The 26,212-nt window shown below is 69.2% G+C and carries 24 protein-coding genes and 2 pseudogenes; 12 read left to right on the top strand and 14 right to left on the bottom strand.

What is annotated here, in order from left to right:
* Nucleotides 1-22 precede the first annotated feature (22 nt).
* Genes ACWDSL_RS27200 through ACWDSL_RS27210 form a run of 3 tightly spaced genes read right to left on the bottom strand, consistent with a single transcriptional unit; the run spans nt 23 to nt 2,054 of the window.
* On the bottom strand, nt 23-262 hold the full coding sequence (locus tag ACWDSL_RS27200; protein WP_450489716.1) for an N-acetyltransferase: 240 nt from the start codon (nt 260-262) through the stop codon (nt 23-25).
* A gap of 56 nt (nt 263-318) precedes the next feature.
* Entirely contained in the window at nt 319-987 is a 669-nt protein-coding gene (locus tag ACWDSL_RS27205) for an NADPH-dependent F420 reductase (RefSeq protein ID WP_450489678.1), read from the bottom strand.
* Nucleotides 984-2,054 (bottom strand): LLM class flavin-dependent oxidoreductase, encoded by a 1,071-nt coding sequence (locus ACWDSL_RS27210; protein ID WP_450489680.1) that lies wholly within the window; start codon nt 2,052-2,054, stop codon nt 984-986. The genes ACWDSL_RS27205 and ACWDSL_RS27210 overlap by 4 nt, the downstream gene beginning before the upstream one ends.
* A 205-nt stretch (nt 2,055-2,259) precedes the next feature.
* Here ACWDSL_RS27210 and ACWDSL_RS27215 point away from each other — a divergent pair, with 205 nt between their 5' ends.
* Nucleotides 2,260-2,586 (top strand): serine hydrolase domain-containing protein, encoded by a 327-nt coding sequence (locus ACWDSL_RS27215; RefSeq protein WP_450489682.1) that lies wholly within the window; start codon nt 2,260-2,262, stop codon nt 2,584-2,586.
* 270 nt (nt 2,587-2,856) lie between these two features.
* Here ACWDSL_RS27215 and ACWDSL_RS27220 read toward each other — a convergent pair whose 3' ends face one another.
* On the bottom strand, nt 2,857-3,324 hold the full coding sequence (locus ACWDSL_RS27220) for a MarR family winged helix-turn-helix transcriptional regulator (RefSeq protein WP_089512220.1): 468 nt from the start codon (nt 3,322-3,324) through the stop codon (nt 2,857-2,859).
* Between the two features lie 290 nt (nt 3,325-3,614).
* Here ACWDSL_RS27220 and ACWDSL_RS27225 point away from each other — a divergent pair, with 290 nt between their 5' ends.
* The 3 genes from ACWDSL_RS27225 to ACWDSL_RS27235 are packed head-to-tail and all read left to right on the top strand — an operon-like array spanning nt 3,615 to nt 5,339.
* Complete coding sequence (locus tag ACWDSL_RS27225; RefSeq protein ID WP_030354507.1) at nt 3,615-3,923, top strand: GNAT family N-acetyltransferase; 309 nt, start codon at nt 3,615-3,617, stop codon at nt 3,921-3,923.
* Between the two features lie 30 nt (nt 3,924-3,953).
* Nucleotides 3,954-4,364: a (4Fe-4S)-binding protein gene (locus tag ACWDSL_RS27230; protein WP_450489684.1), complete on the top strand. Its 411-nt coding sequence runs from the start codon at nt 3,954-3,956 to the stop codon at nt 4,362-4,364.
* Between the two features lie 54 nt (nt 4,365-4,418).
* Nucleotides 4,419-5,339, top strand: a complete 921-nt coding sequence (locus tag ACWDSL_RS27235) for an NADP-dependent oxidoreductase (protein WP_450489686.1) — start codon at nt 4,419-4,421, stop codon at nt 5,337-5,339.
* Between the two features lie 15 nt (nt 5,340-5,354).
* On the opposite strand, the gene ACWDSL_RS27240 is transcribed toward ACWDSL_RS27235, so the two are convergent.
* Nucleotides 5,355-5,783, bottom strand: coding sequence for a MarR family winged helix-turn-helix transcriptional regulator (locus ACWDSL_RS27240; RefSeq protein ID WP_450489688.1), 429 nt, complete (start codon nt 5,781-5,783; stop codon nt 5,355-5,357).
* Between the two features lie 109 nt (nt 5,784-5,892).
* Between ACWDSL_RS27240 and ACWDSL_RS27245 the strand changes: the two genes are divergently transcribed.
* A complete protein-coding gene (locus ACWDSL_RS27245; RefSeq protein WP_450489690.1) occupies nt 5,893-6,807 on the top strand; it encodes an alpha/beta hydrolase in 915 nt (304 codons plus the stop codon).
* 146 nt (nt 6,808-6,953) lie between these two features.
* On the opposite strand, the gene ACWDSL_RS27250 is transcribed toward ACWDSL_RS27245, so the two are convergent.
* Nucleotides 6,954-7,253, bottom strand: a complete 300-nt coding sequence (locus ACWDSL_RS27250; RefSeq protein WP_450489718.1) for a MerR family DNA-binding protein — start codon at nt 7,251-7,253, stop codon at nt 6,954-6,956.
* Nucleotides 7,254-7,379: 126 nt separating this feature from the next.
* Here ACWDSL_RS27250 and ACWDSL_RS27255 point away from each other — a divergent pair, with 126 nt between their 5' ends.
* The 4 genes from ACWDSL_RS27255 to ACWDSL_RS27270 all read left to right on the top strand — a co-directional run bounded on the left by ACWDSL_RS27255 (nt 7,380) and on the right by ACWDSL_RS27270 (nt 10,869).
* Nucleotides 7,380-8,297, top strand: coding sequence for an NmrA/HSCARG family protein (locus ACWDSL_RS27255; RefSeq protein WP_450489692.1), 918 nt, complete (start codon nt 7,380-7,382; stop codon nt 8,295-8,297).
* A 181-nt stretch (nt 8,298-8,478) separates the two neighbouring features.
* Entirely contained in the window at nt 8,479-9,009 is a 531-nt protein-coding gene (locus tag ACWDSL_RS27260) for a MarR family winged helix-turn-helix transcriptional regulator (RefSeq protein ID WP_450489694.1), read from the top strand.
* A 316-nt stretch (nt 9,010-9,325) separates the two neighbouring features.
* On the top strand, nt 9,326-10,276 hold the full coding sequence (locus tag ACWDSL_RS27265) for an NmrA/HSCARG family protein (RefSeq protein ID WP_450489696.1): 951 nt from the start codon (nt 9,326-9,328) through the stop codon (nt 10,274-10,276).
* Between the two features lie 128 nt (nt 10,277-10,404).
* A complete protein-coding gene (locus tag ACWDSL_RS27270) occupies nt 10,405-10,869 on the top strand; it encodes a MarR family winged helix-turn-helix transcriptional regulator (RefSeq protein WP_450489698.1) in 465 nt (154 codons plus the stop codon).
* Between the two features lie 85 nt (nt 10,870-10,954).
* Here the strand turns inward: ACWDSL_RS27270 and ACWDSL_RS27275 are convergent.
* Nucleotides 10,955-11,215 (bottom strand): annotated as a pseudogene (locus ACWDSL_RS27275) (carboxymuconolactone decarboxylase family protein); the annotation flags it as partial.
* 124 nt (nt 11,216-11,339) lie between these two features.
* Here ACWDSL_RS27275 and ACWDSL_RS27280 point away from each other — a divergent pair.
* Complete coding sequence (locus ACWDSL_RS27280) at nt 11,340-14,003, top strand: family 78 glycoside hydrolase catalytic domain (RefSeq protein ID WP_450489699.1); 2,664 nt, start codon at nt 11,340-11,342, stop codon at nt 14,001-14,003.
* Between the two features lie 81 nt (nt 14,004-14,084).
* On the opposite strand, the pseudogene ACWDSL_RS27285 reads toward ACWDSL_RS27280, so the two are convergent.
* The 5 genes and pseudogenes from ACWDSL_RS27285 to ACWDSL_RS27305 form a co-directional block, all read right to left on the bottom strand.
* Nucleotides 14,085-14,315: pseudogene (locus ACWDSL_RS27285) on the bottom strand (glycoside hydrolase family 3 N-terminal domain-containing protein); the annotation flags it as partial.
* A 126-nt stretch (nt 14,316-14,441) separates the two neighbouring features.
* The gene (locus ACWDSL_RS27290; protein WP_450489701.1) at nt 14,442-15,212 is read right to left on the bottom strand and encodes an SDR family NAD(P)-dependent oxidoreductase; all 771 of its coding nucleotides are present in this window, start codon (nt 15,210-15,212) and stop codon (nt 14,442-14,444) included.
* Between the two features lie 284 nt (nt 15,213-15,496).
* A complete protein-coding gene (locus ACWDSL_RS27295; RefSeq protein ID WP_450489703.1) occupies nt 15,497-16,132 on the bottom strand; it encodes a TetR/AcrR family transcriptional regulator in 636 nt (211 codons plus the stop codon).
* Nucleotides 16,133-16,187: 55 nt separating this feature from the next.
* On the bottom strand, nt 16,188-18,629 hold the full coding sequence (locus ACWDSL_RS27300; protein WP_450489705.1) for a beta-glucosidase: 2,442 nt from the start codon (nt 18,627-18,629) through the stop codon (nt 16,188-16,190).
* A gap of 97 nt (nt 18,630-18,726) precedes the next feature.
* Nucleotides 18,727-20,211, bottom strand: coding sequence for an MFS transporter (locus ACWDSL_RS27305; RefSeq protein ID WP_450489707.1), 1,485 nt, complete (start codon nt 20,209-20,211; stop codon nt 18,727-18,729).
* Between the two features lie 553 nt (nt 20,212-20,764).
* Between ACWDSL_RS27305 and ACWDSL_RS27310 the strand changes: the two genes are divergently transcribed.
* Together ACWDSL_RS27310 and ACWDSL_RS27315 are read left to right on the top strand one after the other, a co-directional pair.
* A complete protein-coding gene (locus tag ACWDSL_RS27310) occupies nt 20,765-23,563 on the top strand; it encodes a glycoside hydrolase family 78 protein (protein WP_450489709.1) in 2,799 nt (932 codons plus the stop codon).
* A gap of 84 nt (nt 23,564-23,647) precedes the next feature.
* Nucleotides 23,648-24,670 carry an alpha/beta hydrolase gene (locus tag ACWDSL_RS27315; protein ID WP_450489711.1) on the top strand — a complete coding sequence of 341 codons (1,023 nt, stop codon included), beginning with the start codon at nt 23,648-23,650 and terminating at the stop codon, nt 24,668-24,670.
* Between the two features lie 63 nt (nt 24,671-24,733).
* Here the strand turns inward: ACWDSL_RS27315 and ACWDSL_RS27320 are convergent, their stop codons facing one another.
* Together ACWDSL_RS27320 and ACWDSL_RS27325 are read right to left on the bottom strand one after the other, a co-directional pair.
* Nucleotides 24,734-24,877, bottom strand: coding sequence for a hypothetical protein (locus ACWDSL_RS27320; protein ID WP_450489712.1), 144 nt, complete (start codon nt 24,875-24,877; stop codon nt 24,734-24,736).
* 81 nt (nt 24,878-24,958) lie between these two features.
* A partial coding sequence (locus ACWDSL_RS27325) for an RICIN domain-containing protein (protein WP_450489714.1) occupies nt 24,959-26,212 on the bottom strand: 1,254 nt, incomplete at its 5' end.

Genomic DNA, 26,212 nt, shown 5'->3' on the forward strand with positions numbered 1-26,212 from the left:
GATGCAACCCAGGGAGATGGCCTCACGCTTCGCCGAGCGCGGCGCGCGTGATCACGCCTATGTCGTCAGGTATCGGCTGACGGAACACACCACCGTTCGCGACGAATTCGTCGCCATGCACCCGCAGATGGCGAGCGAACATTGGGCACAACGGCACGACGGTGACGTTTTCGCGAATGCTGTCTGTGAGTGCCTTGCTCACCAGCAGCGCAACCAGATCACGTCCACCGAAATCCTGGCACACCTCGGTATGGAAGAATATTCGTTCTTCGCTTGCGCCAGGTTCTCCGGTCCGGCCGAGGTGCTTCTGTTCTTCTGTTACGAGTGCTCAAAAAGTGTTGTCGGAGCGGGGGTGGCGGTAAGCACGCGAAGCCGGACGGCGTCGACATTGGCTCCGAAGGCGGGGGTTCCGGGCTCGAGTCGGACGCCCGCTGTGAGGTCGCCGATGGTGAGTGGGTCGAATCCGAGAGTGTCGATCAGCGCAGACACGACGGCGAGATCCTTGGGCGAGTCGCCGGCGATCGCGATGGCCTTGCGTCGGAGGCCGCCGGCTGGACGAGCCCCGTCCTCGAGGTCGTGGTAACCCATGTGGTTGAGGGCTTTCACGACACGTGCGCCTGTCAGGAACCGCTGAACGACTTCGCTCGAAGAGGTATCGGGAGGGAGGATCGCGTCGCGGGGACCATCGACCTCCCACCAGTGGTTCATCGCGTCGATGACCAGCTTTCCCTCCAGCTTCGGGACTGGGAGGTCGCGGTGTTTGCCGAGCGGCAGAGCCAGGACCACCACGTCGGCGGCATCCGCGGCCTGGGCCGGCCATACGGCGATCGCTCCGGGGGTGAGGATCTTGGTGGTAAGCGCGATCTTGGAGGGATCACCGGACCCGGAGATCAGGACTCGATAGCCGGCGGCGACCGCCAGGCGCGCCAGGACGGTGCCGACTTTCCCGGCTCCCAGGATCCCGACAGTGGTGACAGGGTTGGTCATCGCGCCGCTCCCGCCGTGGCCGCGGGCTGCTCGGCCAGAAGCTCGCGGATCCGAGGGATGACCTGGGTGCCGTACAGCTCGACCGAACGCAGACGTGCGGAGGCTGAAACGGTGCCGGCGGCGGAGTAGATCATGTCGAACCGGCCCGCGTTCAGGACCCGGATGGCATGGGCGATCTTGGCCGCGACCGTCTCGACCGAGCCGACGTACAGCGACCCGCGGTCCACCTCGGCGTCGAATTCTTCCCGGCGGAGCGGCGGCCAGCCGCGCTGCCCCCCGATCCGGTCGCGGATCTCCTTGTACCCAGGGTAGAAGAGCTCCTTGGCCTCTTCGTCAGTGGAGGCGACGAAGCCGGGCGAATGCGTGCCGATTGGCTGCGCGGTCGTGCCGAACTCGTGGCTGGCACGCCGGTACAGATCCACGTAGGGAGCGAACCGGTCGGGGGCGCCGCCGATGATTGCGAGCATGAGCCGGAAGCCGTACTGAGCGGTGCGGAGCACGGACTGCGGTGTCCCGCCAACCCCTACCCAGGTGTTGAGACGTCCCGAATCCGTCTTCGGGTACACGTCCGCATCGTGCAGGGCGGCACGCGTGGTGCCTTCCCAGCTGACCGGCTTCTCGTCCAGGAGCCGATGGAACAGGTCGATCTTCTCCTCGAACAGCACCTCGTAGTCCTTGAGGTCGTACCCGAACAGGGGGAACGACTCGGTGAAGGAACCGCGTCCGAGGATCACCTCGGCGCGGCCGTTGGAGAGCGCATCGACCGTGGCGAACCGCTGGAACACTCGCACCGGGTCGTCCGAGGACAGCACTGTCACGCCCGAGGCCAGCCGGATGCGCTTCGTGGCTGTCGCGATGCCCGCCAGCACTGTCTCAGGGCTGGAGATCGCGTACTCGGGCCGGTGGTGCTCGCCCAACGCAACAACGTCGATACCGACCTGGTCGGCAAGGACCGCTTCGGTCACCGCGGCGCGGATCGCCTGCGCGTGCGAGACGATCACGCCCTGGTCGTTTCGGGGCCGGTCTCCGAAGCTGTCGATACCGAACTCGATTTGCGAAACATCCATCGTGTTCACTTCGCTCAACGCTTTCGTTGTGTCGGGGTGTGGCGGTGCGTGGTCCGTGACGACCGGGCGGGACGTCCGTGCCGGGCGACCTGCGCGAGTTCCCCGCCGGGCAGGTCCCGCGCCCACACCACCTCCGCCGATCTAGTTGACACGTAAACCATGACACTTCTATGGTTGGCATGTCAACTAGATCGTGTCGCGGTGGGTGCAGCTGCACCCACCGGTCGGGGGTGCCCCTCTCGACAGGCGGCGCGCCGTCTACCACTGCGGGCGGAAGGTCGTGGACCTATGGGGCGGCTACCGGGACGGCCGCAACCGTCTTCCCTGGGAGGCGGAAACGATGGTGCCGGTCTTCTCCACGTCCAAGGGCGTGGCGGCAGTGGCGCTCGTGGTGTTGCACGCACGTGGCCTGCTCGACCACGATGAGCGTGTGGCGGCCTATTGGCCCGAATTCGCCGCCGCCGGCAAGGGCGATGTCACCGTCCGTCAGCTGCTTGCCCATCAGGCCGGGCTGCCGGTGATCGTGGTGTAGCCCCGGCAGCGCCACCCGGCGTCGGCCTTGCCGCCGCCAAGGGCGGCCGATGTGCGGCTACTTCTGCCCCGATCCCCAGAGGTTGACAGGTCAACCATGTTGCCCTAGGGTTCCGGATGAAAGCTCAGTCAACCCTGCGCCCTTCCAGTCCTGGCGTGGGAGGAGAGGAGGGAAACCCCCGCCGACCGGCAGCCCCGTGCGTCAGGACGTCCCTTCGAGTCGGCGCAGGGCAGACCTCTCGTGATCCAGGCAGTCGCGTCCCCCGCCCGGTCAGTCCGGCTGCTTCTCCATGTGGTCCAGGACGCGCTTGGAGATCCGGCCGAGTGTGCTGAGCTGGTTCGGGGTCAGGGCATCGATGAACAGGCGGCGGACGTGCTCGACGTGCGGGGGTGCGGCCTCTTCGATCGCCTTGTAGCCGGCCGGGGTGGCGACGATGAATGCTCCGCGTCCGTCGTCGGGGCATTCCTCCCTGGCCACGAGCCCGCGTTTCGCCATCCGCGTGACCTGGTGGGACATTCGGCTCTTCTCCCACTCCACGAGTTTGGCCAGATCCAGGAAGCGCATCCGCCCGTTGCCTCTTTCGGTGAGGCTGACGAGCACGATGTAGTCGGCTGCTGACAATCCGGAGTCGGCCTGGATGCGCCGGGACAGCCGTCCGATGAGTGTCTCCTGCATCCGGATGAAGCTGTCCCAGGCGGCCTTCTGTTCTGGGTCGAGCCAGCGCGGTTGTGCGTCCATGGGGGCAGTCTAACGAAATCGTTGACAGCTCATCTACTGGCGGTGGCGGCGACGCAACCCTCAGCGAGGGTGCGTGCGTCGTGACCGGGATGCTTCGGTTCACACCCGGCCGGCGAGTGCTCGAGCCGTGTCTCGTGCGGGCTTGGAGGTCGGCGCCCTGTGCTCGCTCGGCGCTGCGGATGCCTTCGTCATGGGTTAAGTTGATGCATCAACCTTGCGAGGCTAGGCTGACGTCCTGGCCGACGGGATTCTGCCGAGTTGAGCGGGATCAGACCCCACAAGGAGGACACATGACGGTCGAAGTGAGCGACGTGCCCGAGGCGAAGCGCTACGAGGCCCGCGTCGATGGAGAGTCCAAGGTGGCGGGCGTGGCGGAATACATCCGTACGACGGAACTCGTTGCGTTCGTGCACACCGAGGTCGAGGCGGAGTACGAGGGCGCGGGAGTCGGGTCCGCGCTGGTCCGTACAGCCCTTGACGAGGCACGTGCCGCGAACCTGCGGGTGCTGGCCACCTGTCCCTTCTTCGCGGGCTGGATCAGCCGGCACCCCGAGTACCAGGACCTGCTGTACCAGTCCCGCAGCAAGGTCAGTGACTGAAAGCCGAGCACGGCAGGAACGGAGGCGGGCATGAGCGGCGAATCCGAGCAGAAGGCATACCGGACGGAATCGATCACGGTGATCTTCGAGGCCAGGCGCTGCCTCCACGCCGCCGAATGCGTCCATCGCCTGCCCGAGGTGTTCGACCCGACGAAGCGACCGTGGATCCAGCTGGACAGGACTACGGCCGAGCGCCTGGCGGAGGTCGTGCGGCGCTGTCCCTCGGGCGCGCTCCAGTACGAACTTGTGGAGGGCGGGACGGAAACCCCCGACCGGCCCACCATGATCACCCGCAGTGCCATCGGGCAGCTGACCGTGCGCGGGGAGCTGAGCGTGGACACGCCGCAAGGCGCGCGCGCCGAGACCAGGGTCATTCTGTGCGGCTGCGGGCAGAGCCGCCTCCAGCCGTACTGCGACCATGCGGGGCCCTGCGGTCAGTGACACGGCCGTGCCCGCTCTCCCGCGTGTAGCACCCAAGATCTTGGAGTCGAGCAAATGGCCCTTGCAGTGCGGTTCTCCGAGTACGGCACCCCTGACGTGCTGCGTATCGTCGATGTTCCGCCGCTCACCGCGGGCCCCGGGCAGGTACGGCTCGTGGTGCGCGCCGCAGGTGTCAATCCGATCGACTGGAAGATCCTGCACGGATACATGCGCCAGGTGATGCCCGTCGATCTCCCGGGCGGCCTCGGCTCCGACGTGGCCGGCGTAGTCGACCAGGTCGGCGAGGGCGTGACCGCCTTCAGTGTCGGTGACGAGGTGCTGGGGGCCTCCCTTACACCCTCCTACGCGCAGTCGGCGCTCGCTGACCCCGCTGTACTGGTCGCCAAGCCGGCCTCCGTCCCGTGGGAGGTTGCCGCAACCCTGGCCGGTACTGGTATCACCGCCTGGGAGGTCCTCAACAAGCTGAAGATCTCCACGGGGGAGACGCTGCTGGTCCATGCCGCAGCCGGTGGCGTGGGCACCTTCGCCGTACAGTTGGCCGTCGCCCGCGGTGCGCGTGTCATCGGCACCGCGAGCGAACGCAACCATGAACAGCTCCGCTCCTTCGGTGTGGAACCGGTCACCTATGGCAAGGGCCTGGTCGACCGCGTACGAGCGATTTCCCCCCACGGAGTCGACGCGGTCCTCGACGCCTCCGGCCGCGGTGAAATCCCGGACTCGATCGAACTCGCCGGCGGTCCGACACGCGTCCTCTCACTCGTGGCCTTCGACGCCGCGGACACCGGAATCCAGGTGCACATGGCCGAGCCGGGAGCGGGGGGTTCCCAAGCGCTCGGTGACATCCTCGCCCTCATCGAGGCTGGACGGCTGCAGATGCCTATCGCGGGCACTTACCCCCTCGACGAGTCTGCGGCGGCACTGGCGGTGAGCCAATCCGGGCACCTGAGCGGCAAGCTCGTAGTACTGCCGGCGTAGCCTGAGCCTGCGTGGTCAGGCCTCCGCCCGGTCGGCGGGCGAGAGCATCTCCTGAAGGATGCGCTGCAGTTCGGTACGGTCCTGCGGGGTGATTCTCGCCAGCCTGCGGTCGTACTCCGCCGCCAGGGCTGCGAGCGCACGATCTCGCGCCTTTGTGCCCGCGGAGGTGAGTACGAGGCGGTGACGCCGCAGGTCCGCGTCGTCGATCTCGCGCCGGATGAATCCCTTGGCGACGAGGTTGCGGACGTAGACCGTCACGCTTGCTTTGGGCAGCAGCAGTGCCGCCGCGATCTCTGCCGGGTACGGCGACGCGGCCACCTCCGCCAGGACGAAGAACTCCTTCGTCTCCAGCCCGAGATCAGTCAGCTCCTCCGTGCAGGCGTCCATCACGACACTCAGCAGCCGCTGGTTCAGCGTCCACAGTTGCGCACCGTCGGCCGACATGTGAGTCCCCCAACCAAGTGGTACCGTTCTGTATTAGTTCCAAGCTGTACTAGTATCGTTTTTGTACTGGCGCAGCTATGGAGGAATGGTCTCACGGAGGGCGCTGCCCATGCTTCAGCACATCACGATCCCGCGCGGACTGATCGAGCTCGCGGCCGACCTTCACCTGCCCGACAACGCCGACAGCGCCGCGCCGCTGCGCGCCGTGGTGCTCTCCACGCCCGGCAGCAGCGTGAAGGAGCAGATCGGTGCGAACTACGCGTCCCGCCTCGCCGCCCGCGGCATCGCGGTGCTCGTCTTCGATCCCGCTCACCAGGGGCAGAGCGGAGGCGAACCCCGCGACCTCGAAGACCCCTACCGCCGCGGTGAGGACATCTCCTACGCCATCGACGCGCTCACCACGACCCCCGGCATCGACCCGCAGCGCATCGGCGTCCTCGGCATCTGCGCCGGCGGCGGCTACGCCGTGCACACCGCCCGCACGGACCACCGCATCAAGGCGGTCGGAACCGTGGTCCCCGGCAACATGGGCACCTCGTTCCGCGGCTTCCAGTCCGACGGCCCGGCCGCCGCACTCGACGCCCTCGCCGACGCGCGCATCGAAGAGGCCCGCTCGGGCGAGATGACCCGAGTGAACTGGCTGCCCGACACCCTGGAGGACGCCGCGGCAGCCGGTCTGACCGATATCGACACCACGCAGGCTATTACCTACTACCGCACCGAGCGGGGCGGCAACGAGCACTCCACCAACCGCCGCCTCTCGCGCAGCGACTCCCTCCTGCTGGGCTACGACGCGTTCCACCTGGTCGACCCACTCATGACCCAGCCACTGCAGGTCATCCTCGCCGGACGCATCGGCAACACAGGCTCCTACGAAGCGGGCATGCAGCTGTGGAAGATGGCCCCCAACCCCGTCGACCTGATGGTGATCGAGGGCGCCGGCCACTACGAGATGTACGACGAGCCCGAATACGTCGACGCCGCCGTCGAACGGCTCACGAACTTCTACGTCGACAACCTGTAGGCATCCGAACCGTCGAACCCATGTGGTCACAGCGCCGGCGGGCGTTGACCGCTTCTCCTGAGCCGGTAAGGGAAGTGGTCGCCTCCCGGACACGCCCCTGGTGCCGTCGACGTATCAACTGCCCACTCGGCCCGTTGCCCCCTGGCTCAGGATGAACTTCCTGTTCCGCCATGATTACGCGCCTCGGTGATGCAGTCGTGCAGCCGCCTGCGCGCGTTTTGCAGGTCCGTCATCTGCCGGTCGAGGCGGTCGCGTTCGGAGCCGAGCAGCTCCAGCAGTTCCGGTGACGCCCCGCCGGAGTCAGCGAACGGCAGCACCTCGCGAATGGTTCTGCTGGTCAAGCCCACGGAGTACAGCTGTTGGATCAGCCTGACCCGTTCGACGGCACCGTCCGGATATCGGCGCTGGCCATTCGGATTCCGGGAGCGGAGACCAGTGGGAACCATCCCGTCCGAACTCTGGAGCACGCCTATGACCAGCACGTCTCCGACTCACTTCTCAAGGCCTCAGGAAAAATCGGCAATGTTCATCAGGAACACAGTCGTGATCACCGAGGGCGCAGTGTGGTCGGCATGACCAACATCGACAAAACCGTCGTCGTCCTCGGCGCCACGGGGCAGCAGAGAGGATCGGTCGCCGCTGCGCTGCGGGCCGACGGCTGGGGGGTACGCGCGGTCGTGCGGGACCCGTCCGGCCACCGGGCCCGGTCCCTCTCCGCCGCGGGCGTCGAAACCGTCCGCGGTGACCTCGGCGATCCGGAGTCGCTCCGCGCGGCCTTCTCCGACGCTCACGGCGTCTTCAGTGTCCAGCCGAACTCCGGCCAGGCCGGCGCCGACGTGAGCAACGAGGACGAGGTCCGTTTCGGCGCGGCGGTGGCCGAGATCGCCGAGCGCTGCGGCGTCGCCCACCTCGTCTACAGTTCGGCGGTCACCGCGGGTTCGACAACGGGCGTGGATCATCTCGACACCAAGAGCCGTATCGAGGCCCATGTCCGGAATCTGGACATCGTCGGCACCATCATTCGGCCGGCCACGTTCATGGAGCTCCTCGTGACCCCCGAAATGGGCCTCGACCGGGGGCACCTGTCCTTCCTGATGCGCCCGGACCAGGCCATGCAGTTCATCGCAGTACGCGACATCGGCCGCATCGTCGCCGTGGTCTTCGGCTCACCCGACCGCTACGCCAGTCGCACCATGGAGATTGCCGGTGACGCTCTCACCGGCAATGCCCTGGCCGAGAATCTGACCCGGGCCGCCGGCCGGATGATCAGCTACAGCCGTCTGCCGACGACGCTGCCGGGACGGGACGAGGTCCTCGGCAAGTTGGAAGCGCTTGTGGACGACGGCAGGCTGGCGGGGAACGCGAACCTCGACGCGTTGCGCGCGGAGTTTCCCTTCCTGCTGCACTTCGACCGCTGGCTGGCAGGCCCTGGTGCGGGTCTCCTCGATCAGGCGCTCCGTTCCTCGGACACGGGCATCGCCCCGCGCTGACGAGGCCTCGGGTGGGCCCGGCCCTATCTGCGCGCTGCTCCGGTCACGGGACAGACGGGTTGGCAGGACTAGACTTCTCTCGGCAGGGTGGTTGCCCTAGTGAGTTGAATTCACAACTCACTACGGGGCTCACAGTACGAAGGCTCGGTCGTCCGGCAGGCCGGGAGAGGTGGCTGACCGATTGTCCGATCTCACGTCGCCGCGGCCGAGCGGGCGGGGGCGGGCCCGCTCTCAGGCCGAATCGGTCGAGGTCGCCACGCCCCGGGTGTCGCAGGAGCAGCGGGAGAACTGGCAGTCACTGGTGATTCTCGCCCACCTGGTCGAAGCCGAGCTCGAGCGAAAGACGCAGGCCGATGCCGGCATCCCGCACAGCCACTTCAAGATTCTCGCGTTGCTCGCCGGCGCGGATCGGTACACGATGGGCCTCACCCGACTGAGTCGGGCGCTGCGGTTCCACAAGAGCCGGCTGTCACATGCACTCCGAACACTCGAGGCTGCCGGATTGCTCCGCCGCGAGGACACTCCTGAAAAGGGCCGTGCCTACCAGGCCGTCCTCACACGTCGTGGCCTCGACCTCGTGGAGCGAGTGTTGCCGCTGCAGGACGTCTTCGCCCATGACACGGTGCTCTCCGGCCTCACGGCGACCGAGGTCACGCAACTGCGCACCATCGCCGAGAGGATCATCACGAACCTGGATGATCGGGAGGAGTGACCCGGCCGCCCTGTGACGGAACGGGCCCCGGCCCACCTCGCGCTTGAACGTGGCGTTGAAGGGCTCGGCGAGCGCGGACAGGTGTCCGGTTGTCAGGTCAAGTGCCGATGGTCATGTAGATGATGCGTCATCTATATGGTGGCGGCGGACGTTACTGTCCCTGTTCGCCACCTGCTCCACCTCGCGTCGGGTGCGAGAAGCGATGACCGCACTTTCGCGGCGATCGCGGCCGAAATTCGTGCTACTGGTTGATTAATCAACCAGGATGCGCTTCAGTTGATGCGTCATCAATATCTCTGTGTGTAGGGGTAATGGCATGAGTGAGAAGAAGGTCATCGCGGTTGCCGGAGCGACCGGTGCCCAGGGAGGCGGCGCCGCCCGGGCGATCCTCGCCGATCCGGACTCGGGGTTCACGGTGCGTGCGCTGACCCGAAACCCCGGCTCGCCCGCGGCCAAGGAACTCGCGCAGCTCGGTGCGGAGGTTGTGCGGGCGGATTTCCATGACGAGCCGTCCGTGCACGAGGCGTTCGAGGGTGCCTACGGCGCCTTCCTCGTCACCAACTTCTGGGCCCACGGTTCGGCGGCCAAGGAGACGGAGGAGATCGAGGTCCTGGTGCGGTCCGCGAAGAACGCCGGGCTGCGGCACGTGGTGTGGTCGACGCTGGAGGACACTCGTGAACTGCTGCCGCTGCAGGACGAGCGGATGCCCGTCCTGCAGGAGAAGTACAACGTCCCGCACTTCGACGCCAAGGGCGAGGGCAACGAGCTGTTCCGGCAGGCCGGGGTGCCGACCACCTTCCTCAACACCGCCTTCTTCTTCCAGGGCTTCCTGTCGATGATGGGTCCCAAGCGGGCCGAGGACGGCGTACTGACGCTGACGCTGCCGCTTGAGGAAGGCAAACTGCTGGCCGGCGTGGACGTGAACGACATCGGCCGCACGGCGCTCGCCATCCTCAAGGACAGTGAGCGGTTCATCGGCCAGACCGTCGGCCTCGCCGGCGACCACCTGACCGGCGCCCAGTACGCGCAGAAGCTGGGCGCCGCGATCGGCGAGCCGGTGCGCTTCCAGTCGGTGCCCTACGACGTCTTCCGCTCCCTGGGCGTACCGGCGGGTGACGAGGTCGCCAACATGTTCCAGTACTACGGCGACTTCGACCAGGAGTTCACCGGCGCCCGCGACCTGGACCTCCTGCGGGAGATCAACCCGGCACTCGAGAGCTTCGACGACTGGCTCGCCCAGAACGCCGCGAACATCCAGGTGGACTGACCCACTACCGTTGACAGGCCATGTCCCGGGGGGCCGGACCACCGACGAGCGGCCGCAGCCTCTTCATGGAACAGGCGGTGGGTAGGTTGACGGCGGAGGAGCAGCGTGCGTGGCGGAGCTTCGTCCGCATGAATGAGAGACTCATGGGCCGGTTGTCTCGCTTGTTGCAGACGGAGTTCAACGTCTCGCCTGCGGACTTCGCCGTACTGGCCGAGCTGACGGACGTACCGGACCGGCGGCGGCTTCTGGACATCGCCAGGGCGTTGGAGTGGGAGAAGAGCCGGATGTCCCACCACATCACCCGGATGGTGCAGCGTGGTCTGGTGGTGCGGGACGAGTGTGCCGAAGACGGCCGTGGCACGTTCGTGGCGATCACGGACGAGGGGCGAGCGTTGGTCGAAGCCGCCGCGCCGCGTCATGTGAAGGCGGTGCGAGAGCTCTTCCTCGACCATGTCATGCCGTCCGAGCTGCGGTTGCTGGCTCGGATCTCCGAGCGCGTGTTGGAGAAGCTCGGCGAGGAACCAGCCTCTCGCGAACGGGCGGCCCGGCCTGCGTCATGTGGCCGGCGTGAGCGTCGCCGCGGTGGCCGCTGAGAGAGCGGGAAGAGAACGAAGGGGGCCATGAGTTGCCCCGCCGCCGCTGCGACCTCGACAGCCCGGTGTGGCGGGCCGACCGCCCCTACTTGGCGGGAGGCGACGGCACCGGGTGCTTGCTCATGACCGACACGCGATTGAACGCGTTGATGGTGACCGCCACCCAGACCGCAGCTGAGATCCGAGCCTCGGGGAGAACCTGCCGGGCGGCCTCGTAGGCGGATGTCTGAGCCGCGGTGTTCACCGGATCGGTTGTGGCCTCGGCCAGCGCGAGGGCCGCACGCTCCGAGGGCGTGAACAGGCCGGTGTCCCGCCATGCGCTCAGGACACCGAGTCTGGCCCGTGTTCGTGCGGGTGCTGTGGCCATCGCTGGTGGTTTTGAATCGTTTAAATGTCGGGCGGTCAGGCAGGCGGGCACAGCCCGGCCCCGTCGAAGTGCCCAGGCCGTCCGCTCTGATGGGAGCCGCCACATGTCCGTCCCCACCCGCCTGCGCGTCGAGCACCTGGACGTCCCGCTGGGCATCCACCTGCCCCGCCCGCGCCTGTCGTGGACGCTGCCCGAGGGGAGCGGCGCCCAGCGCGCCCACCGGATCCGCGCCGGCGATTGGGACCCGGGGCGGGTGGAGTCGGACCGTTCGGTGCTGGTGCCCTTCACCGGCCCGGCCACCCGCTCCGGTGAGCGGGTCGAATGGCAGGTCAAGGTCTGGACCGACGCAGGGGAGAGCGACTGGTCGGCGTCGTCGTGGTGGGAGGCGGGGCTGCTGGAGGCCGCCGACTGGACGGCCCGGTGGATCGAGCCGTCCGAGCCGCAGCCGGACGGGGTGGGGCAGCGCCCGGCGCACCTGCTGCGGCGCGCGTTCTCGGTGCCCGCGCCGGTGGTGCGGGCCCGGCTGTACGCGACGGCGCACGGCATCTACGAGGCTTTCCTGAACGGGCACCGGGTCGGCGACCTGGAACTGACCCCGGGGTTCACCGCCTACCGCGAGAACCTGCACGTCCAGACCTACGACGTCACCGGACTGCTCACCGAGGGAACTGCGGTGCTCGGCGCCGTGCTGTCGGACGGCTGGTTCCGCGGCCGGACCGGCGCGATGCGGATGGCCGACGGCTTCGGCCCGCGCACCGCCCTGCTGATGCAGCTCCGGATCGAGCACGCCGACGGCTCGGTGACCGTCGTCGGCACCGACGGAGAGTGGCTCTCGGCCACGGCGGAGATCACCGCGGCGGACCTGATGGACGGTGAGCGCCACGACCTGCGGCGGGCGCTGCCCGGGTGGTCGGCACCCGGATTCGACACCTCCGGCTGGGCCAAGGCCGAAGCGGCCACCGGAGACCTCTACGCGGACTTCACCCGGCTCACCGCCTCCCCCGCCCCGCCGGTGCGGGTCGTCGAGGAGATCGCGCCTGTCGCGGTCACCCTTCTGCCGTCCGGCGCCCACCTCGTCGACCTGGGCCAGAACATCAACGGCCGGCTCCGCTTGGCGCTGCCGGTCCAGAGCGGCGAGCTGACGCTCACCCACGGCGAGGCTCTCGACGCCGACGGCGACCTCACGATGGAGCATCTGCGCGGCGACGACTTCTTCACCGGCGACAAGCTGCCCGCCGGCCAGGTCGACGCGGTCGTCCCGTCCGATCGGGACGGCGAGGTGTTCGAGCCCCGGCACACCACGCACGGCTTCCGGTACGTCCGCGTCGAGGGCGCGGCCAACGGCCTGACGACGGCCGACGCGACCGGTGCGGTGGTCCACACCGACCTGCGCCGCACCGGCACGTTCGCGTGCGGCGACGAGCGGATCGACCGGCTGCACGACATCGCCGTGTGGTCCTTCCGCGGCAACGCCTGCGACATCCCCACCGACTGCCCCCACCGTGAGCGCGCCGGATGGACCGGCGACTGGATGCTCTACGTGCCCACTGCGGCCTTCCTGTACGACGTGGCCGGATTCTCCGTGAAGTGGCTGCGCGACCTGGCCGCCGACCAGTGGGACGACGGCTGCCTGAACAACTTCGCCCCCGACCCCGGCGGCACCGCCGCCCAGCACCTGCCCGCCGACCTGCTCGACCGCTTCGCCGGCTCCTCCGGCTGGGGCGACGCCTGCGTCATCGTCCCCTGGGAGCTCTACCGCGCCTACGGCGACCTCGACGTCCTGCACGAGTTCCGGCCGATGATGGTCCGCTGGGTCGAGTTCGCCGCCGAGCGCGCCCGCACCCGCCGCCACCCCAGCCGCGTCGAGCGCAGCCCCGAGCCCGCCTTCCACGAGCAGTATGTGTGGGACGGCGGCTTCCACTGGGGCGAGTGGACCGAGCCCGGCGTCGACGAGGAAGCCTTCCGTACCGCCGACCACGGCGCGGTCGCCACCGCCTACCTGTACCGCTCCGCCTCCCTGCTCGCCCGGATCAGCGAACTGACGGGCCACCACGAGGACGCCGCCCGCTACGCGGACCTGGCCGCGCACGTCCTCGCCGCCTGGCGCACCGAGTTCCTCACCGCCGACGGCTCGCTCACCCCCGCAGCCCCGGCCACCCAGGCCACCTACGTCCGCGCCCTGGCCTTCGGCCTGATCCCCGACCCATTGCGCGCCGCCGCTGCCGAGCGCCTCGCGGCCCTGGTCCGCGCGGCCGGCACATACGTCGGCACCGGATTCCTGGCCACCCCCTACCTGCTGCCCGTCCTGGCCGACCACGGCCACCTCGACCTCGCGTACGAGCTGCTGCTCCGCGACGGTGAACCCTCCTGGATGACCATGCTGGAGCGCGGTGCGACCACCATCTGGGAGCACTGGGACGGCATCGACGCCGACGGCCGCCCGCACGCCTCGCTCAACCACTACAGCAAGGGCGCGGTCATCCGCTTCCTGCACACCCACACCGCCGGCCTGCGCCCGGCCGAGGACCCGGGCCCGGACAGCGCGGGTTACCGCCGCTTCACCGTCCGGCCCCGGCCCGGCGGGGGGCTGACCCGGGCCGAGGCGACTCTCGACACCCCCTACGGCACGGCCCGTTCCGCCTGGCGTATCGACACCGATGACGTCTTCGAACTGACCGTCACCGTCCCCGCGGGCACCGAGGCGGACATCGTGCTGCCCGACGGCCGCGCCTTCCGCGCCCGTCCTGGGACGTATGTCTACCGCTGACCGATGCGCGATCCGCCCCGGCGAGCGACACGGGGCGGATCGGATATCAGACCAGCGAAGATCTCGGTCACACGGGAATACGCTGTAGGAGGACATCACCGCGGCCGGCCGGGCCTCGGTGACGATGCGCTCGAACGCCGGGAGATAGATCTCCCGCAGCGTGCGCTCGTCCACGTCGGAGCTGACCCGCATCCGGTCGGTCTCCTGGTTGTTGGCCGCGAAGTGCTTCACACAGCCACCGACGCCCTGGCTCTGTACCCCGCGGACGTGGGCGGCCCCGAGCACCCCGCTGAGCAACGGGTCCTCGGAGAATGACGGGGTCGGGGATCTCGGCTGCGGGCTGTGACATCGCTGCGGCCTCCGGCCGTTCGGGCACGTCCATGGGTGGTGCGGGCCGGGCAGAGGGCGGGGCACACGGCGGGACGTGCCCGGACCGGACTACTGGTGGGTGCCGCCGTCGATACGGATCTCGGTCCCGGTGATGAAGGCGCCGTCGTCCGAGATGAGCATGGCCACCACGCCGGCGACGGTGTCGGGAGAGCCGAAACCCTCGCCGATGGCGGGAGTGAGCTTGGTGAAGAGGTTCCAGTCGGTGTCCTCGGGCACGAGCGAGAAGATGTTCTCGGTGATGCCGCTGGAGATACTGCCCGGGTTGATGTTCACGGCGCGCAGACCCTGGTTGGCGTATTCCTGGGCGATGCTGTGCGTGAAGGACAGGACGCCGCCCTTGCTCGCGGAGTACGCGGCCATGAACGGGTGGGCGAACTGTGCCGAGGTGGAGCTGAAGTTGACCACCACGCCCTTGCCCGTCTCGAGAAGAGCGGGCAGCGCGGCCCGGGTGACGAGGAACGTGCCGGTGAGGTTCACGGCGATCACGCGGTTCCACAGGTCGAGCGAGCATTCGTGCGTGTGCGCGCCGCGCAGCATGCCGGCCACGTTGACCAGGGCGTCGAGTCCGCCGAGCCGAGTGACGGCGTCCGCCACGACCGTGTTCACGGCGGTCTCGTCGGAGACGTCCAGGACGGCGGTGTTCAACCGGTCGCCGGTCCCGGCCTTGGCGGCGAGGGCCGCGGTTTCCGCAAGCCCTTCCTCGGCGACATCGGTGGCGACGACATGTGCACCTTCGGCGAGCAGTCGCAAGGTCGTCGCACGGCCGATGCCGGAGGCGGTCCCGGTGACGAATATGCGTCGATTGTCCAGACGTTCCATGTGGGTTACCTCGCGTCGTTTCTTCTTGGGGGAAGGGAGATCCCGCGCCGTGGGCGCGCGGAAGAGAACCGCCCGTTGTGCGGGCGTTGCGGGAGAGGGGTGCGCGGCTCCGTGCGCGCCACTGGGCGCACGCTCAGCGGACGACTCTAGGACTAAAAGTCGAACAAGGCTAGGTTTTCAAGCCTGTGGATGTCATGAAGCCGGGGCCGCCGGCGTGTACGCCCGGCAGCCCCCACCGGCCGCGTGGGCGATCGGGGCAGAAGGGGCGGAGGCGAGCCCGAAGCTCAGGCGCCGTCGGCTGAACCCGGCTCCGGGGTGGCGCCATCGCGCTCGCCCGACGGGCCGAGGCACATGAGGTTGAACGCCTGGATGGTCTCCGCCATGTCGATGCTCGGATTCAGCAGCCACTGCAACTGGAGCCCGTCCGAGAGGGCGAGCAGCATCCGTGCCATGTGGTCCGGCCGGATGTCCGTGCGGATCGCGTCCCGTTCCTGGGCCTTGCGCAGCCCGTCCTCGATGGACTCCGTCAGCGCCTCGTACCGTTGGATGAAGAACGCGTTGGCCGGGTGCTCCGGATCCGAGGCTGCGGCGGACAGGGTGACGAACAGGTCCACCAGACCCCGCTGCCGTGCGTTGTGTGCGGCGGTGCGGGCGACCGCCTCGCCGGGCGAGGCCACGTCGGCGGTCGCCTCGACATCCAGTGCGTCCCGCTCGGCCAGCACGGCCAGCAACAGGTCCTCGCGGGAGTCGAAGTAGTGCAGTATCCCGGCCTGCGACATACCCACGCGGTCGGCGATCTCCTTGAGGGACGAGCCCCGCTCGCCATGCTCGCTGAAGACCTCAAGGGCCGCGCGCAGGATCTGCTTCCGGCGCTCGAGACCCTTGCGGTAGGGGCCCCGGGGCTTGCGTGGTGTCGTCACGCTCCGACCGTACTTCACCTGTGGCTCCCGCAGACCGCCGGGCCGCTGCCGACGATCACCGGGATCCGGGTACGGCGGCTGTGAGCCGTACGTCCGCCGACGAGCGTCCCACCCGCAGCCGATGGGCTCCGGAACGCGCGGCCCAGCCTCCGTCGGTCCAGGTGGCGAGCGTCCGCGCCGACATGGTGACGGTGGCGACGACGGCCTCGCCGGGCCCCGCCTCGACGGCGCCGATGCCCACCAGGCGCTGGGGCTCGCCGCCGTCGACCGGTTCCAGGTAGGCCTGGACGACTTCGCGTCCCGGCCGGTCGCCCGAGTTGCGGACGGTGACCTCAAGGGTGAGGCCGCGGGCCATGTCTCCGGTGACGGTGATGTCCTGGTAGTCCCAGGTGGTGTACGACAGTCCGTGGCCGAACGGGAAGAGCGGGGTGGTGCGGCAGGCGTCGTAGGCCCGGTAGCCGATCCGGTGGCCTTCCACGTAGTCGAGTACTCCGCCGAGGGGTTGGGTGGACAGGACGGGTGCGTCGGCCTCGGCGGCCGGGAAGGTGGTCGGCAGCCGCCCGCCCGGTTCGGTGCCGGTGAGGATGTCGGCGATGGCGTCGCCGCCCTCCTGTCCGGGGAACCACGACCACAGCAGCGCGGCGGGCCGTTCGGCCCAGGGGAGGACGAACGGGGCGCCGGCGTTGACGACGACAGCCGTACGGGGGTTGGCGGCGCAGACCCGCTCGACGAGTTCGTCCTGGCGGCCCCGCAGGGCGAGTGTCGTGCGGTCGACGTTCTCGGCTTCGGTGTCGGAGTCGCTGCCGACCATCAGGACGACGGCGTCCGCGTTCGCCGCGGCGGCGACGGCCGCGTCCAGTTCCTCTTCGTCGGTGCCTCGGGGGACGTCGTAGCCGAGGCCGAGCAGGGTGATGGGGTAGGGGAGGTTGTGCTGCGGGCGGACGCGCAGCATGACCTCGGTCTCGCCCTGTGCGGCCGGGAAGGCGAAGGTGTGCGACGGCGGGTTGAGCAGCAGCGTGGCGATGTCGTCGTCCTCCTGGAGTTGCTCGTGGGCCTGCGGTTCGTGCCCCGGGACGTACAGGGTGAAGTGGCCGGTGCCGATGACCGAGAGCCGGTGGGTGCCGGAGGCCCGAAGGGTGAGCCGGGTGCGGACGACCAGTTCCTCGACTCCGTCCCCGAGGACGACCGGGAACCACCAGTTCGCCGGGTCTCTGTGCTCCTCGGAGAGCAGGATGTCGTCGGCGCCCCGGTACTCCAGACGTGCGCCGGGCTCGCCGTTCACCGGGTCGGTGGCCGTTTCACCGTCGAGCGGCAGGAGCTTGGCGTGCGGGAAGACGCCCGGGTGGACCGTGATCTCGACGTCCTCGCCCAGCGCATGACGCAGTCCTTCGAGCGGGGTGACGATGTGTTCGGGGGTGACATGGGCGCTGCCACCGCCCTGGGTGGCGAAGCGGACCGCGTTGGGTCCGATGAGGGCCACCGTGCGCAGGGTGCCGGGCTCGAAAGGCAGGAGTCCGTCGTTGCGCAGCAGGACGGACCCCTTGACCGCCAGATCCCGCATACGGGAATGGACGTCCGAGGGAAGCGCGCTGTGCTCGGGAGCGCCCGTCGTCTCGTCCAGGGCGCCGGCCCTGGCGGCCAGCCGCAGCACACGCCGTACCTTGTCGTCGATCACGGACAGGGGCACCCTGCCCTGTTCGACGGCGGCGATCAGCACGTCGCCCCAGGGCCCGTCGGGGCCCGGCATCACCAGGTCGAGCCCCGCCAGCGCCGAGGCCTCGGTCGACTTGGTGGCCTGCCAGTCGGAGACGACGACGCCGTCGAAGCCCCATTCCTCCTTGAGCACTTCGGTCAGCAGCCGGCCGTTCTCGGTCATGGACGTGCCGTTGACCGCGTTGTACGCGGCCATCAGGGCCCAGACGCCGGCCTCGCGCACGGCTGCTTCGAAGGGCGGCAGGTAGACCTCGCGGAGGGTCTTCTCGTCGATCCGGGCGTCGTACGTCATGCGCTCGGTCTCGGAGTCGTTTCCCACGAAGTGCTTGACCGTGGCGGCGACGCCCGTCGACTGCAGGCCCTTGATGAAGCCGACCGTGACGCGGGTGGTGAGGTGCGGGTCCTCGGAGTAGCACTCGAAGTGTCGGCCGCCCAGCGGAGAGCGGTGGAGGTTGACCGTGGGGGCCAGCAGGACGTGGATGCCCATCTCCCGGGCCTTCAGACCCATCAGCCGGCCCGTCTCGTAGGCGGTGTCCTCGTCCCAGGCCGCGGAGAGCGAGCTGGGGCTGGGGAAGAGGAGGGCGGGCGGGGTGTCGCCGCCGAAGGACGTGCCGCGGGGGCCCACGGGCCCGTCGGACAGGGCGATGGAAGCGAGGCCGGCGGCGGCGACCGGTGTCAGGGTCCAGGCGTCGCCGCCGGTGAGCAGGGTCACCTTCTCCTTGAGGGACATGGCGTCGAGGCGCCGGGTGAGGTCCGCTTCGTCGACCGGGTTCCGACGGGTCATGAGGTGAAGTGCCTTTCATGGGGCGAGGGGGGTGATTCCGGGACCGCCGTGGCGGGGCATTGGCCGCACGGCGGTCCCGGGGTTGTGATGTTCGCGATCAGGCAGCGGTGACGGCCGATCCCGCCTCGACGTCCCGCGCCGGTCGGAGCCGGGGGATCAGGAGTACGGCGAGCACTCCGAGCACGGCCAGGCCGGCGGCCAGGAGCATGCTGTTCTTGTAGCCGGCGTCGAGGTAGAAGCGGGTGCCCTGGACGATCCGGCTGTCCTGGGCCAGGACCACGTACACCAGCTGCGTGATGACCGTGGTCAGCACGCCCTGGACCATGGTCTGCAGGCCGTTGGCGGTGGCCTGCTCCTCGGGTGTCACGGCCTCGATGATCAGCACCGGGGCGGACGACACGATCATGCCCATGGCCAGGGCGGATACGGTGCCGAGCAGCATCAGCTGGGTGTCGTTGTAGTGCCACTGCCGCTGGAGCAGGAAGCCGACGGCGGCGAGCAGGGCGCCGAGGCCCAGCGGGATCCGGGCGTCCACCTTGCGCAGGGCGACGCCGGTGCCGAAGCCGACGAGCAGGATGAGAATGCTGGACGGGATGCCGATGACCGCGAAGTGCGTGGCGGACATGCCCAGGCCGTCGGAGACCTGCGGGATCTTGGGGAAGAGCACCAGGAGCTGGGCGATGATGCCGGTGCCGTACACGGTGGCGGCGACCAGCGAGGCGGCCAGTGTCACGGTCCAGACGGAGCGACGGGACATCATGCCGAGGTGGAAGAGCGGGTGCGCACTCCGTGCGTCGGTCGCCACGTACAGCAGCACGGCGAGGACGCCGCCGATGATGAAGCCGAGGGTGCCGGTGTCGGTCCAGCCCCACTCGCCGCCCTTGCCGAGGCCGTAGGTGAGCGCCGCCGCGCCGCCACCCAGCAGGGCGCCGCCGAACCAGTTCACCTTTGTGCGCGCCACCCGCTGCGGGGTCTTCGGGACGGCGGTGAGCAGGAGCAGCAGTCCGATGGCGGTGGCGGCGGTCAGCGCCCACAGCACCCCGCGGAAACCGTAGGAGTCCAGCAGCCAGCCCGTGAGGAAGGGGCCGCCGAGGGCCACGAAGGCGATGCCACTGCCGATCAGGCCGCTGGCCGCGCCGACGTGCCTGGGCGGGAACAGCTCACGGACGGACGCGTAGGCGAGCGCCGCGATGGGGCCGTAGAAGCCCGCGATGCCACGGCCGACCAGCAGCATGCCGTAGCTGGTGGCCAGCGCCGCGATGATGTCGCCGACCAGACCGAGCACGGTGATGACGATCATGACGTTCCGCTTGCCGTAGAAGTCGGCGAACTTCACGACGAACGGCGTGATCACCGTCGCGACCAGGGCGTTGACCAGGATGAACCAGCCGATCTCCGTCGTGCGGAAGTGCTGGGCGACGGAGGCCTGTGCGTTTCCGCCCAGCATGCCGGACAGGGAGAGCAACTGCGTCGGCCACATCAGGGCGAGCGCGATCAGCACCAGGCGGGTTCCGAGCCCGGACCCCCCGGATGCGTCGACCGGTGCGGGTGCGGTCGGGGACGGAGTGGTGGAAGAAGACACGGCGATGTGACCTCTCGTCGCAGGGGGAGGGCCGCGCGGCTCGGCGGCTCTGCAGGGGTGACGTCGACGGGCGCGGGGAGACCCGGAACGACGTGCGGTGGTGATGTGAGCGGCCCCGGACAAGCGGCCCGGCCCCTCGGCCGCCCATGTCGGGATTGGAACCTTTCAATTCCGTGGCGGCCATAGTGAGAACCGCACTCCTGGGTGTCAACCCCCTTGCCCGCGGTCGACTTCGCCGCGTAGGCGGAAAGGGTGGACGGAGGGGTGATCCTTGCGTTCAGGTGTCTGAGCAGTCGGGATCAAGGGTGAGCCAGAAGTTCACGTGTCGGAAACCTAGCGTCGTTCGTGATTCGTGGCTAGGGTTTCGGTCAAAGATTCCGAGCCGCCGCTCGGGCGGGTCGTTGCTTCATGTCGGATTGGTCCGCGCTCCGACCCTTTGTTTTGAATCGATTCATAAACTGAGTGGCGGCCCATGATGGACGTGAGCACACCCGCCCGGCGCGAGAAGTGAGGACGCTTCGTGAGGCAGGAAACCTGTAACCAGCCGGGCATTGTGACGGATGTCAGGTTCGAGCATGTGCGCGACGCGCTGGGGATCGGCACGGGTCGCCCGCGCCTGTCGTGGACGACGCTCACCGATGCCGAGGACTGGTACCAGACGGCGTACGAGATCGAGCTGACCGCGGCCGGCACCGCCGTCGTCACGGTCGACTCGGCCGAATCCGTCCTGGTGCCGTGGCCGTTCGAGCCCCTCACGGCCCGCGGCCGGGCCACCGTCCGGGTGCGCGTGACGGGATCCGACGGCGCGGTCTCGCCGTGGAGCGAACCAGCGGCGGTCGAGACGGGCCTGCTCGCGCCCGAGGACTGGTCGGCCGTCTTCGTCACCCCCGACTGGGACGAGGACGCCCAGTCCGACCAGCCCTCCCCGCTGCTACGGCATGAGTTCGAGCTGCGCGGCCCCGTCCGCTCGGCCCGCTTGTACGCCACCGCCCTCGGCGTCTACGAGGCCGAGCTCAACGGCAGCCGGATCGGCGACCACGTACTCGCGCCCGGCTGGACGGCGTACGACAAGCGCCTGCGCTACCAGACCCACGACGTCACCACCCTGTTGCGCCCCGGCCGCAACGCCTTCGGAGCGGTGCTCGGCGACGGCTGGTTCCGCGGCCGTATCGGCTTCGACGGCAAGACCCGCGCGATCTACGGCGACCGACTGGCCTTCCTGGCCCAGTTGGACGTGGAGTACGAGGACGGCACGGCACAGCGGGTGGTGACCGACGGATCCTGGCGGGCCGCCACCGGCCCGGTCGTCTCCTCCGGCCTCTACGACGGTGAGGCGTACGACGCCCGGCTGGAGCGCACCGGCTGGTCCGAGCCCGGCCACGACGCCTCCGGCTGGCACGGGGTGCGCGTGCTGGAGCGGGATCTGACCACTCTGGTGGCGCCCGACGGGCCACCGGTGCGGCGCGTCGAGGAGATCACCCCGGTCGCGGTGGCCACCTCCCCGTCGGGGACGACGATTCTCGACTTCGGGCAGAACCTGGTCGGCCGGCTGCGTCTGACCGTCTCCGGCGAGGCCGGCCGGCGCGTCACGCTGCGGCACGCTGAGGTCCTGGAGGACGGCGAACTGTGCACCCGGCCGCTGCGCACCGCCGCCGCGACCGACACCTACACCCTGCGCGGGCAGGGGACCGAGATCTACGAACCCCGCTTCACCTTCCACGGCTTCCGCTACGCCGAGGTCACGGGGGCTCCGGACGACTTCGACCCGGCCACCGCCGTAACCGCCGTCGTCCTCCACTTCGACCTGACACGCACGGGGCATTTCTCCTGCTCGGACGAGCTCGTCAACCGCCTGCACGAGAACGTCGTATGGGGCATGCGCGGCAACTTCCTCGACGTCCCCACCGACTGCCCCCAGCGCGACGAGCGTCTGGGCTGGACCGGCGACATCCAGGTCTTCTCGCCCACCGCCTCCTTCCTCTACGACAGCGCGGGCTTCGTCGGCTCCTGGCTGGCGGACCTCGCCGCCGAGCAGGGCGAGAACGGCGTCGTCCCCTTCGTCGTGCCGAAGGTCGTCCCCGGCGCCGACACCCCCACGGCCGCATGGGGGGACGCGGCCACGGTCGTGCCATGGGTGCTGTACGAGCGCTACGGCGACACCGGGATCCTCGCCGCGCAGTACGACTCGATGCGCGGGTGGGTGGATCACGTGGCCTCGCTCGCGGGGGAGGACCTGCTGTGGGACAGCGGCTTCCAGTTCGGCGACTGGCTCGACCCGACGGCCCCCGCCGGCCGCCCGGACGCTGCCGCGACCCCCGGTGAACTGATCGCCACCGCCTACTTCTTCCGTTCCGCCGACATCGTCGCCCGCACCGCCGAGGTCCTGGGCCGGACCGAGGACGCCGAGCGCTACCCGGCGCTCGCCGACGAGATCCGCGCCGCCTTCCGGGCGGAGTACGTCACCGGCGCGGGCCGCATGATGTCCGACGCGCCGACCGCGTACGCCCTGGCCCTCTGCTTCGGCCTGCTGGACGCGGGCGCCCAGCGTGGCAGGGCCGGCGACCGCCTCGCCCAGCTGGTCCGCGGCAACGGTTACAAGATCGCTACCGGTTTTGTCGGCACTCCGCTGATCTGCGATGCCCTGACCCGCACCGGGCACGCCGACACCGCGTACCGCCTGCTGCTCCAGCGGGAGTGCCCGTCCTGGCTCTACCCGGTCACCATGGGCGCGACCACCATCTGGGAGCGCTGGGACAGCCTGCTGCCCGACGGCACGGTCAACCCCAGCGGTATGACGTCCTTCAACCACTACGCGCTGGGTGCCGTCGCCGACTGGCTGCACCGCACGGTCGCCGGCCTCGCCCCCGCCGAACCCGGCTACCGCCGCCTGCGCGTCGCACCGCGCCCGGGCGGCGGCCTCACCCACGCCGAGGCCCGCCTGCACACGCCGTACGGAACCGCGGAGGTGTCCTGGACACTGTCGGACGGCGAACTCACGGTCCAGGCCCTCATCCCGCCGAACACCACGGCGGAGGTCATGCTGCCGGACGGCGGCGATGTGGTCGAGGTCGGATCCGGACGGCACACCTGGACGGCGCCCTTCGGCGCGGAGTCCGCCGAGCGGGCGCCGCTGTCCGTGGACATGACGGTGGACGAACTGCTGGACCAGGAGGACGCCGCCCGGGACTTCAAGGAACTGCTCGTCTCCTACGTGCCGGAGGCCGCCGAGTTCATCGAGAGCGGCCCCGGCGCCCCGACCGGCATGACGGTACGAGTGATCGCCGGCATGCTGCCCAACGGCGAGGAGTTCCTGGCCGCCCTGGAGGAACGGTTCGCGGCGCTGACCGCCTGATCTCCCCACGAGGGCCGTCGAGACCGGTCCTCGACCCCGATACGGGCGGAACCCCGGCCGGGCTTCCGCCGAGGAGCCATCGCCATGCCCAGTGAGACCTACGCCCTGATGGAGGGGTGGTTCAAGGAAGCCGCCCGCAACCCCGGTCCCGCGGACCTCGCGGCCGAACGAGAGGCGGCGGCGGGCTTCGCCCGCATGTACCAGCCGGTCCCCGGCGTGGTGGCCGAGCAGGCTGCTGAGCTCAGGCCCGGCTCCTGGCTGATGACACCGGACGGCGCCCGCGACGACGTGGTGATCCTCCATGTGCACGGAGGCGGGTTCCGGTCCGGGGCCGCCTCCGGGGCGCGGGTCATCGGAGCACAGCTGGCCCTCGCGACCGGCGCGCGCGTGGTGCTCCCCGAATACCGGCTCGCGCCGGAGAACCCCTTCCCCGCCGGCCTCGACGACTGCCTCGCCGCCTTCGACCACGCCGCCACCATCGCGCCCAAGGTCGTCGTGGCCGGCGAGTCCGCGGGAGCCAACCTCGCCCTCGCGGTTCTCCTGCGGCGCTCCGCTCAGCGGCATCCGGCGCTGCTGGCGGGGGCGCTCCACTCCGGCATCTTCGACCTGCGGCTGGAGCATTTCGACACGGGGACGTGGGTCGAGAACGCTCATACCGAGCTGATCCTCCGGCAGGAACACGGCCGCCTCATGCACGACGACTACCTGGCGGGACACCCGGCCGACGACCCGTACGTCAGTCCCATCAGGGCTGAACTCCGGGATCTGCCACCGCTGTTCATCCAGGTCTCCAGCGCTGAACGCCTGCTGGACGACTCGCTGATCCTCGCCGACCGGGCCGCCCGCGCGGGGGTGCAGGTCGAACTGGACGTGTGGCCGCGGATGTTCCACGCCTGGCAGGTGTCTTCCGGGTTCCTTCCCGAGGCCACCGAGGCGGTCGCGCGCAGCGGTGCGTTCGTCGGCCGGGTCGCCGAGGGCAAAGTGGTCGACGGGGCCGCGCTGTCGGGCGGACTGAAGCCAGCCGGACACCCAAGCGCGCCGGATGATTGCCCGCGTCACGCCCCCGCTTGTTCGAATCGTTCCAAGATCAGCTGGAGAACCTTGTGAAGCGAATGACTCAGGGCGCACTGTGCGCCGTGACGTCACGGTGACCTACGCCGACACCGACCCCTACCAGAGCACCCTGCGCACCCAGCTCTCCCGCAGGAAGCGTGCTGTAGTGGCCGGCTCCCGCTCGATGCGCTCGGCCGTGGCGCGCAGGGCGGGCAGTACCTCGGCGACGCACGCCGTCTGGTTGTTCAGCGCCCAGACCATGGTCTACGCGGCCACGGCCAAGGTGTACGAGCCGGCCGAACGCGCCACCGGCCTGGGCTGGGTCACCGCTGAAAAGCTCGGTCAGCTGTTGCTCACGATTCTCCACCGGTTGTCGGTAGTACCGTTATCCGAATCCTGGACCGCGAACGCCCCGACGGCGGTGGAGTTGTTCTGAATGCCGAGCAGCTTGCCGCTGTTCACGTTGCGAATCTTGTAGGTCCCGTCACCCTGATCGAGCGGTGTCCACGTGTGGTCGGCGGTGCCGTTGTCCGACCACTGCAGGACAGACGCGTTGTCGGCCGTGGACATGTCCTGAACGCCGAGCACCTTGCCGCTGTTGGCATTGCGGAACCGGACGGCGCTTCCTTCGCCGATCATTTCCCAGTCGTGGTCCGCGGTACCCGAGTCGTGCCACTGCAGGGCGCGGCCACCGTCAGCCGTGGACATGTCCTGGATGCCCAGCACCAGGCCGCTGCTCACGTTGACGAGGCGGACGGTGGCGTTGTTGCCGCCGCCCTGGCCGTTGGCGTTCCAGTAGACGGTGTAGTTGTGGCCGTGCGCGTCGTGGAACGGGCCCAGGTTGACGGTGGTGCCGTTGGCGGTGGCGGTGAAGGCGAGCGAGGTGCTGCTGGTCCGTGTGATCGAGGAGGTGTTCAGCGTCGGGAGGGAGTTGAGCGAGGTGTTGCCGTAGTTGCCGGACAGCACCACGGGGCCGTAGGTGACCGCGGAGATGTTCGCGTTGTCGTTGGCGGCCCGCATGATGATCCGCATGGGGAGGCGGACGGTGACCGTGTCGCCGGAGGTCCAGGTTCGGGTCAAGGTGGCGTAGCTGCCGGGCGTTGTGGTGATGTTCTGCGCCGTGCCGTTGACGCTGACGGTGGCTCCGGTGGTCCAGCTCGGGATGCGGATGCGCATGGCCCAGGTGCCGCTGACGTTGCCGGTGACCTGGAGGGTCGTGGTGTCGCTGACGGGGTACGACGTGGTCTGGGTGACCGTGATCCCCCGCTGTGACCAGTTGAGCGTCGAGGGCAGGAACAGGTTCACGATCAGCGTGGTGTCGCTGTAGAAGTAGATGGAGTCCATCAGCTTGGTGTGCATCTCAAGGCCGGTGCCCTGGCAGCACCAGAAGCTGTCGTAGTCGGTGCTCCAGGTGCCACCGCCCCACGCCGGACCCACACCACGTCGGCCGCCCGGGTTGAGCGGGGTGAAGTAGGTGATGTGGCCGTGGCTGTCTGCCGGGTTCTGCTGGCCGATCATCTGGTTCAGCCACGCCCGTTCGTAGTAGTCGAACAGCGCGACCCGGTCCGGGTCCATGGTGAACAGCTCGCGGGTGAG

It is taken from the genome of Streptomyces sp. NPDC000941, assembly GCF_053599555.1.

Coding starts and splice junctions, on each gene's coding strand:
- ACWDSL_RS27255 (WP_450489692.1), top strand. CDS start 7,380: ATGACCAACATCGACAAAACCGTCGTCGTCCTCGGCGCCACGGGGCAG.
- ACWDSL_RS27210 (WP_450489680.1), bottom strand. CDS start 2,054: ATGGATGTTTCGCAAATCGAGTTCGGTATCGACAGCTTCGGAGACCGG.
- ACWDSL_RS27270 (WP_450489698.1), top strand. CDS start 10,405: ATGAATGAGAGACTCATGGGCCGGTTGTCTCGCTTGTTGCAGACGGAG.
- ACWDSL_RS27240 (WP_450489688.1), bottom strand. CDS start 5,783: ATGTCGGCCGACGGTGCGCAACTGTGGACGCTGAACCAGCGGCTGCTG.
- ACWDSL_RS27290 (WP_450489701.1), bottom strand. CDS start 15,212: ATGGAACGTCTGGACAATCGACGCATATTCGTCACCGGGACCGCCTCC.
- ACWDSL_RS27320 (WP_450489712.1), bottom strand. CDS start 24,877: ATGGTCTGGGCGCTGAACAACCAGACGGCGTGCGTCGCCGAGGTACTG.
- ACWDSL_RS27245 (WP_450489690.1), top strand. CDS start 5,893: ATGCTTCAGCACATCACGATCCCGCGCGGACTGATCGAGCTCGCGGCC.
- ACWDSL_RS27205 (WP_450489678.1), bottom strand. CDS start 987: ATGACCAACCCTGTCACCACTGTCGGGATCCTGGGAGCCGGGAAAGTC.
- ACWDSL_RS27225 (WP_030354507.1), top strand. CDS start 3,615: ATGACGGTCGAAGTGAGCGACGTGCCCGAGGCGAAGCGCTACGAGGCC.
- ACWDSL_RS27235 (WP_450489686.1), top strand. CDS start 4,419: ATGGCCCTTGCAGTGCGGTTCTCCGAGTACGGCACCCCTGACGTGCTG.
- ACWDSL_RS27220 (WP_089512220.1), bottom strand. CDS start 3,324: ATGGACGCACAACCGCGCTGGCTCGACCCAGAACAGAAGGCCGCCTGG.
- ACWDSL_RS27230 (WP_450489684.1), top strand. CDS start 3,954: ATGAGCGGCGAATCCGAGCAGAAGGCATACCGGACGGAATCGATCACG.
- ACWDSL_RS27315 (WP_450489711.1), top strand. CDS start 23,648: ATGCCCAGTGAGACCTACGCCCTGATGGAGGGGTGGTTCAAGGAAGCC.
- ACWDSL_RS27300 (WP_450489705.1), bottom strand. CDS start 18,629: ATGACCCGTCGGAACCCGGTCGACGAAGCGGACCTCACCCGGCGCCTC.
- ACWDSL_RS27280 (WP_450489699.1), top strand. CDS start 11,340: ATGTCCGTCCCCACCCGCCTGCGCGTCGAGCACCTGGACGTCCCGCTG.
- ACWDSL_RS27250 (WP_450489718.1), bottom strand. CDS start 7,253: ATGGTTCCCACTGGTCTCCGCTCCCGGAATCCGAATGGCCAGCGCCGA.
- ACWDSL_RS27265 (WP_450489696.1), top strand. CDS start 9,326: ATGAGTGAGAAGAAGGTCATCGCGGTTGCCGGAGCGACCGGTGCCCAG.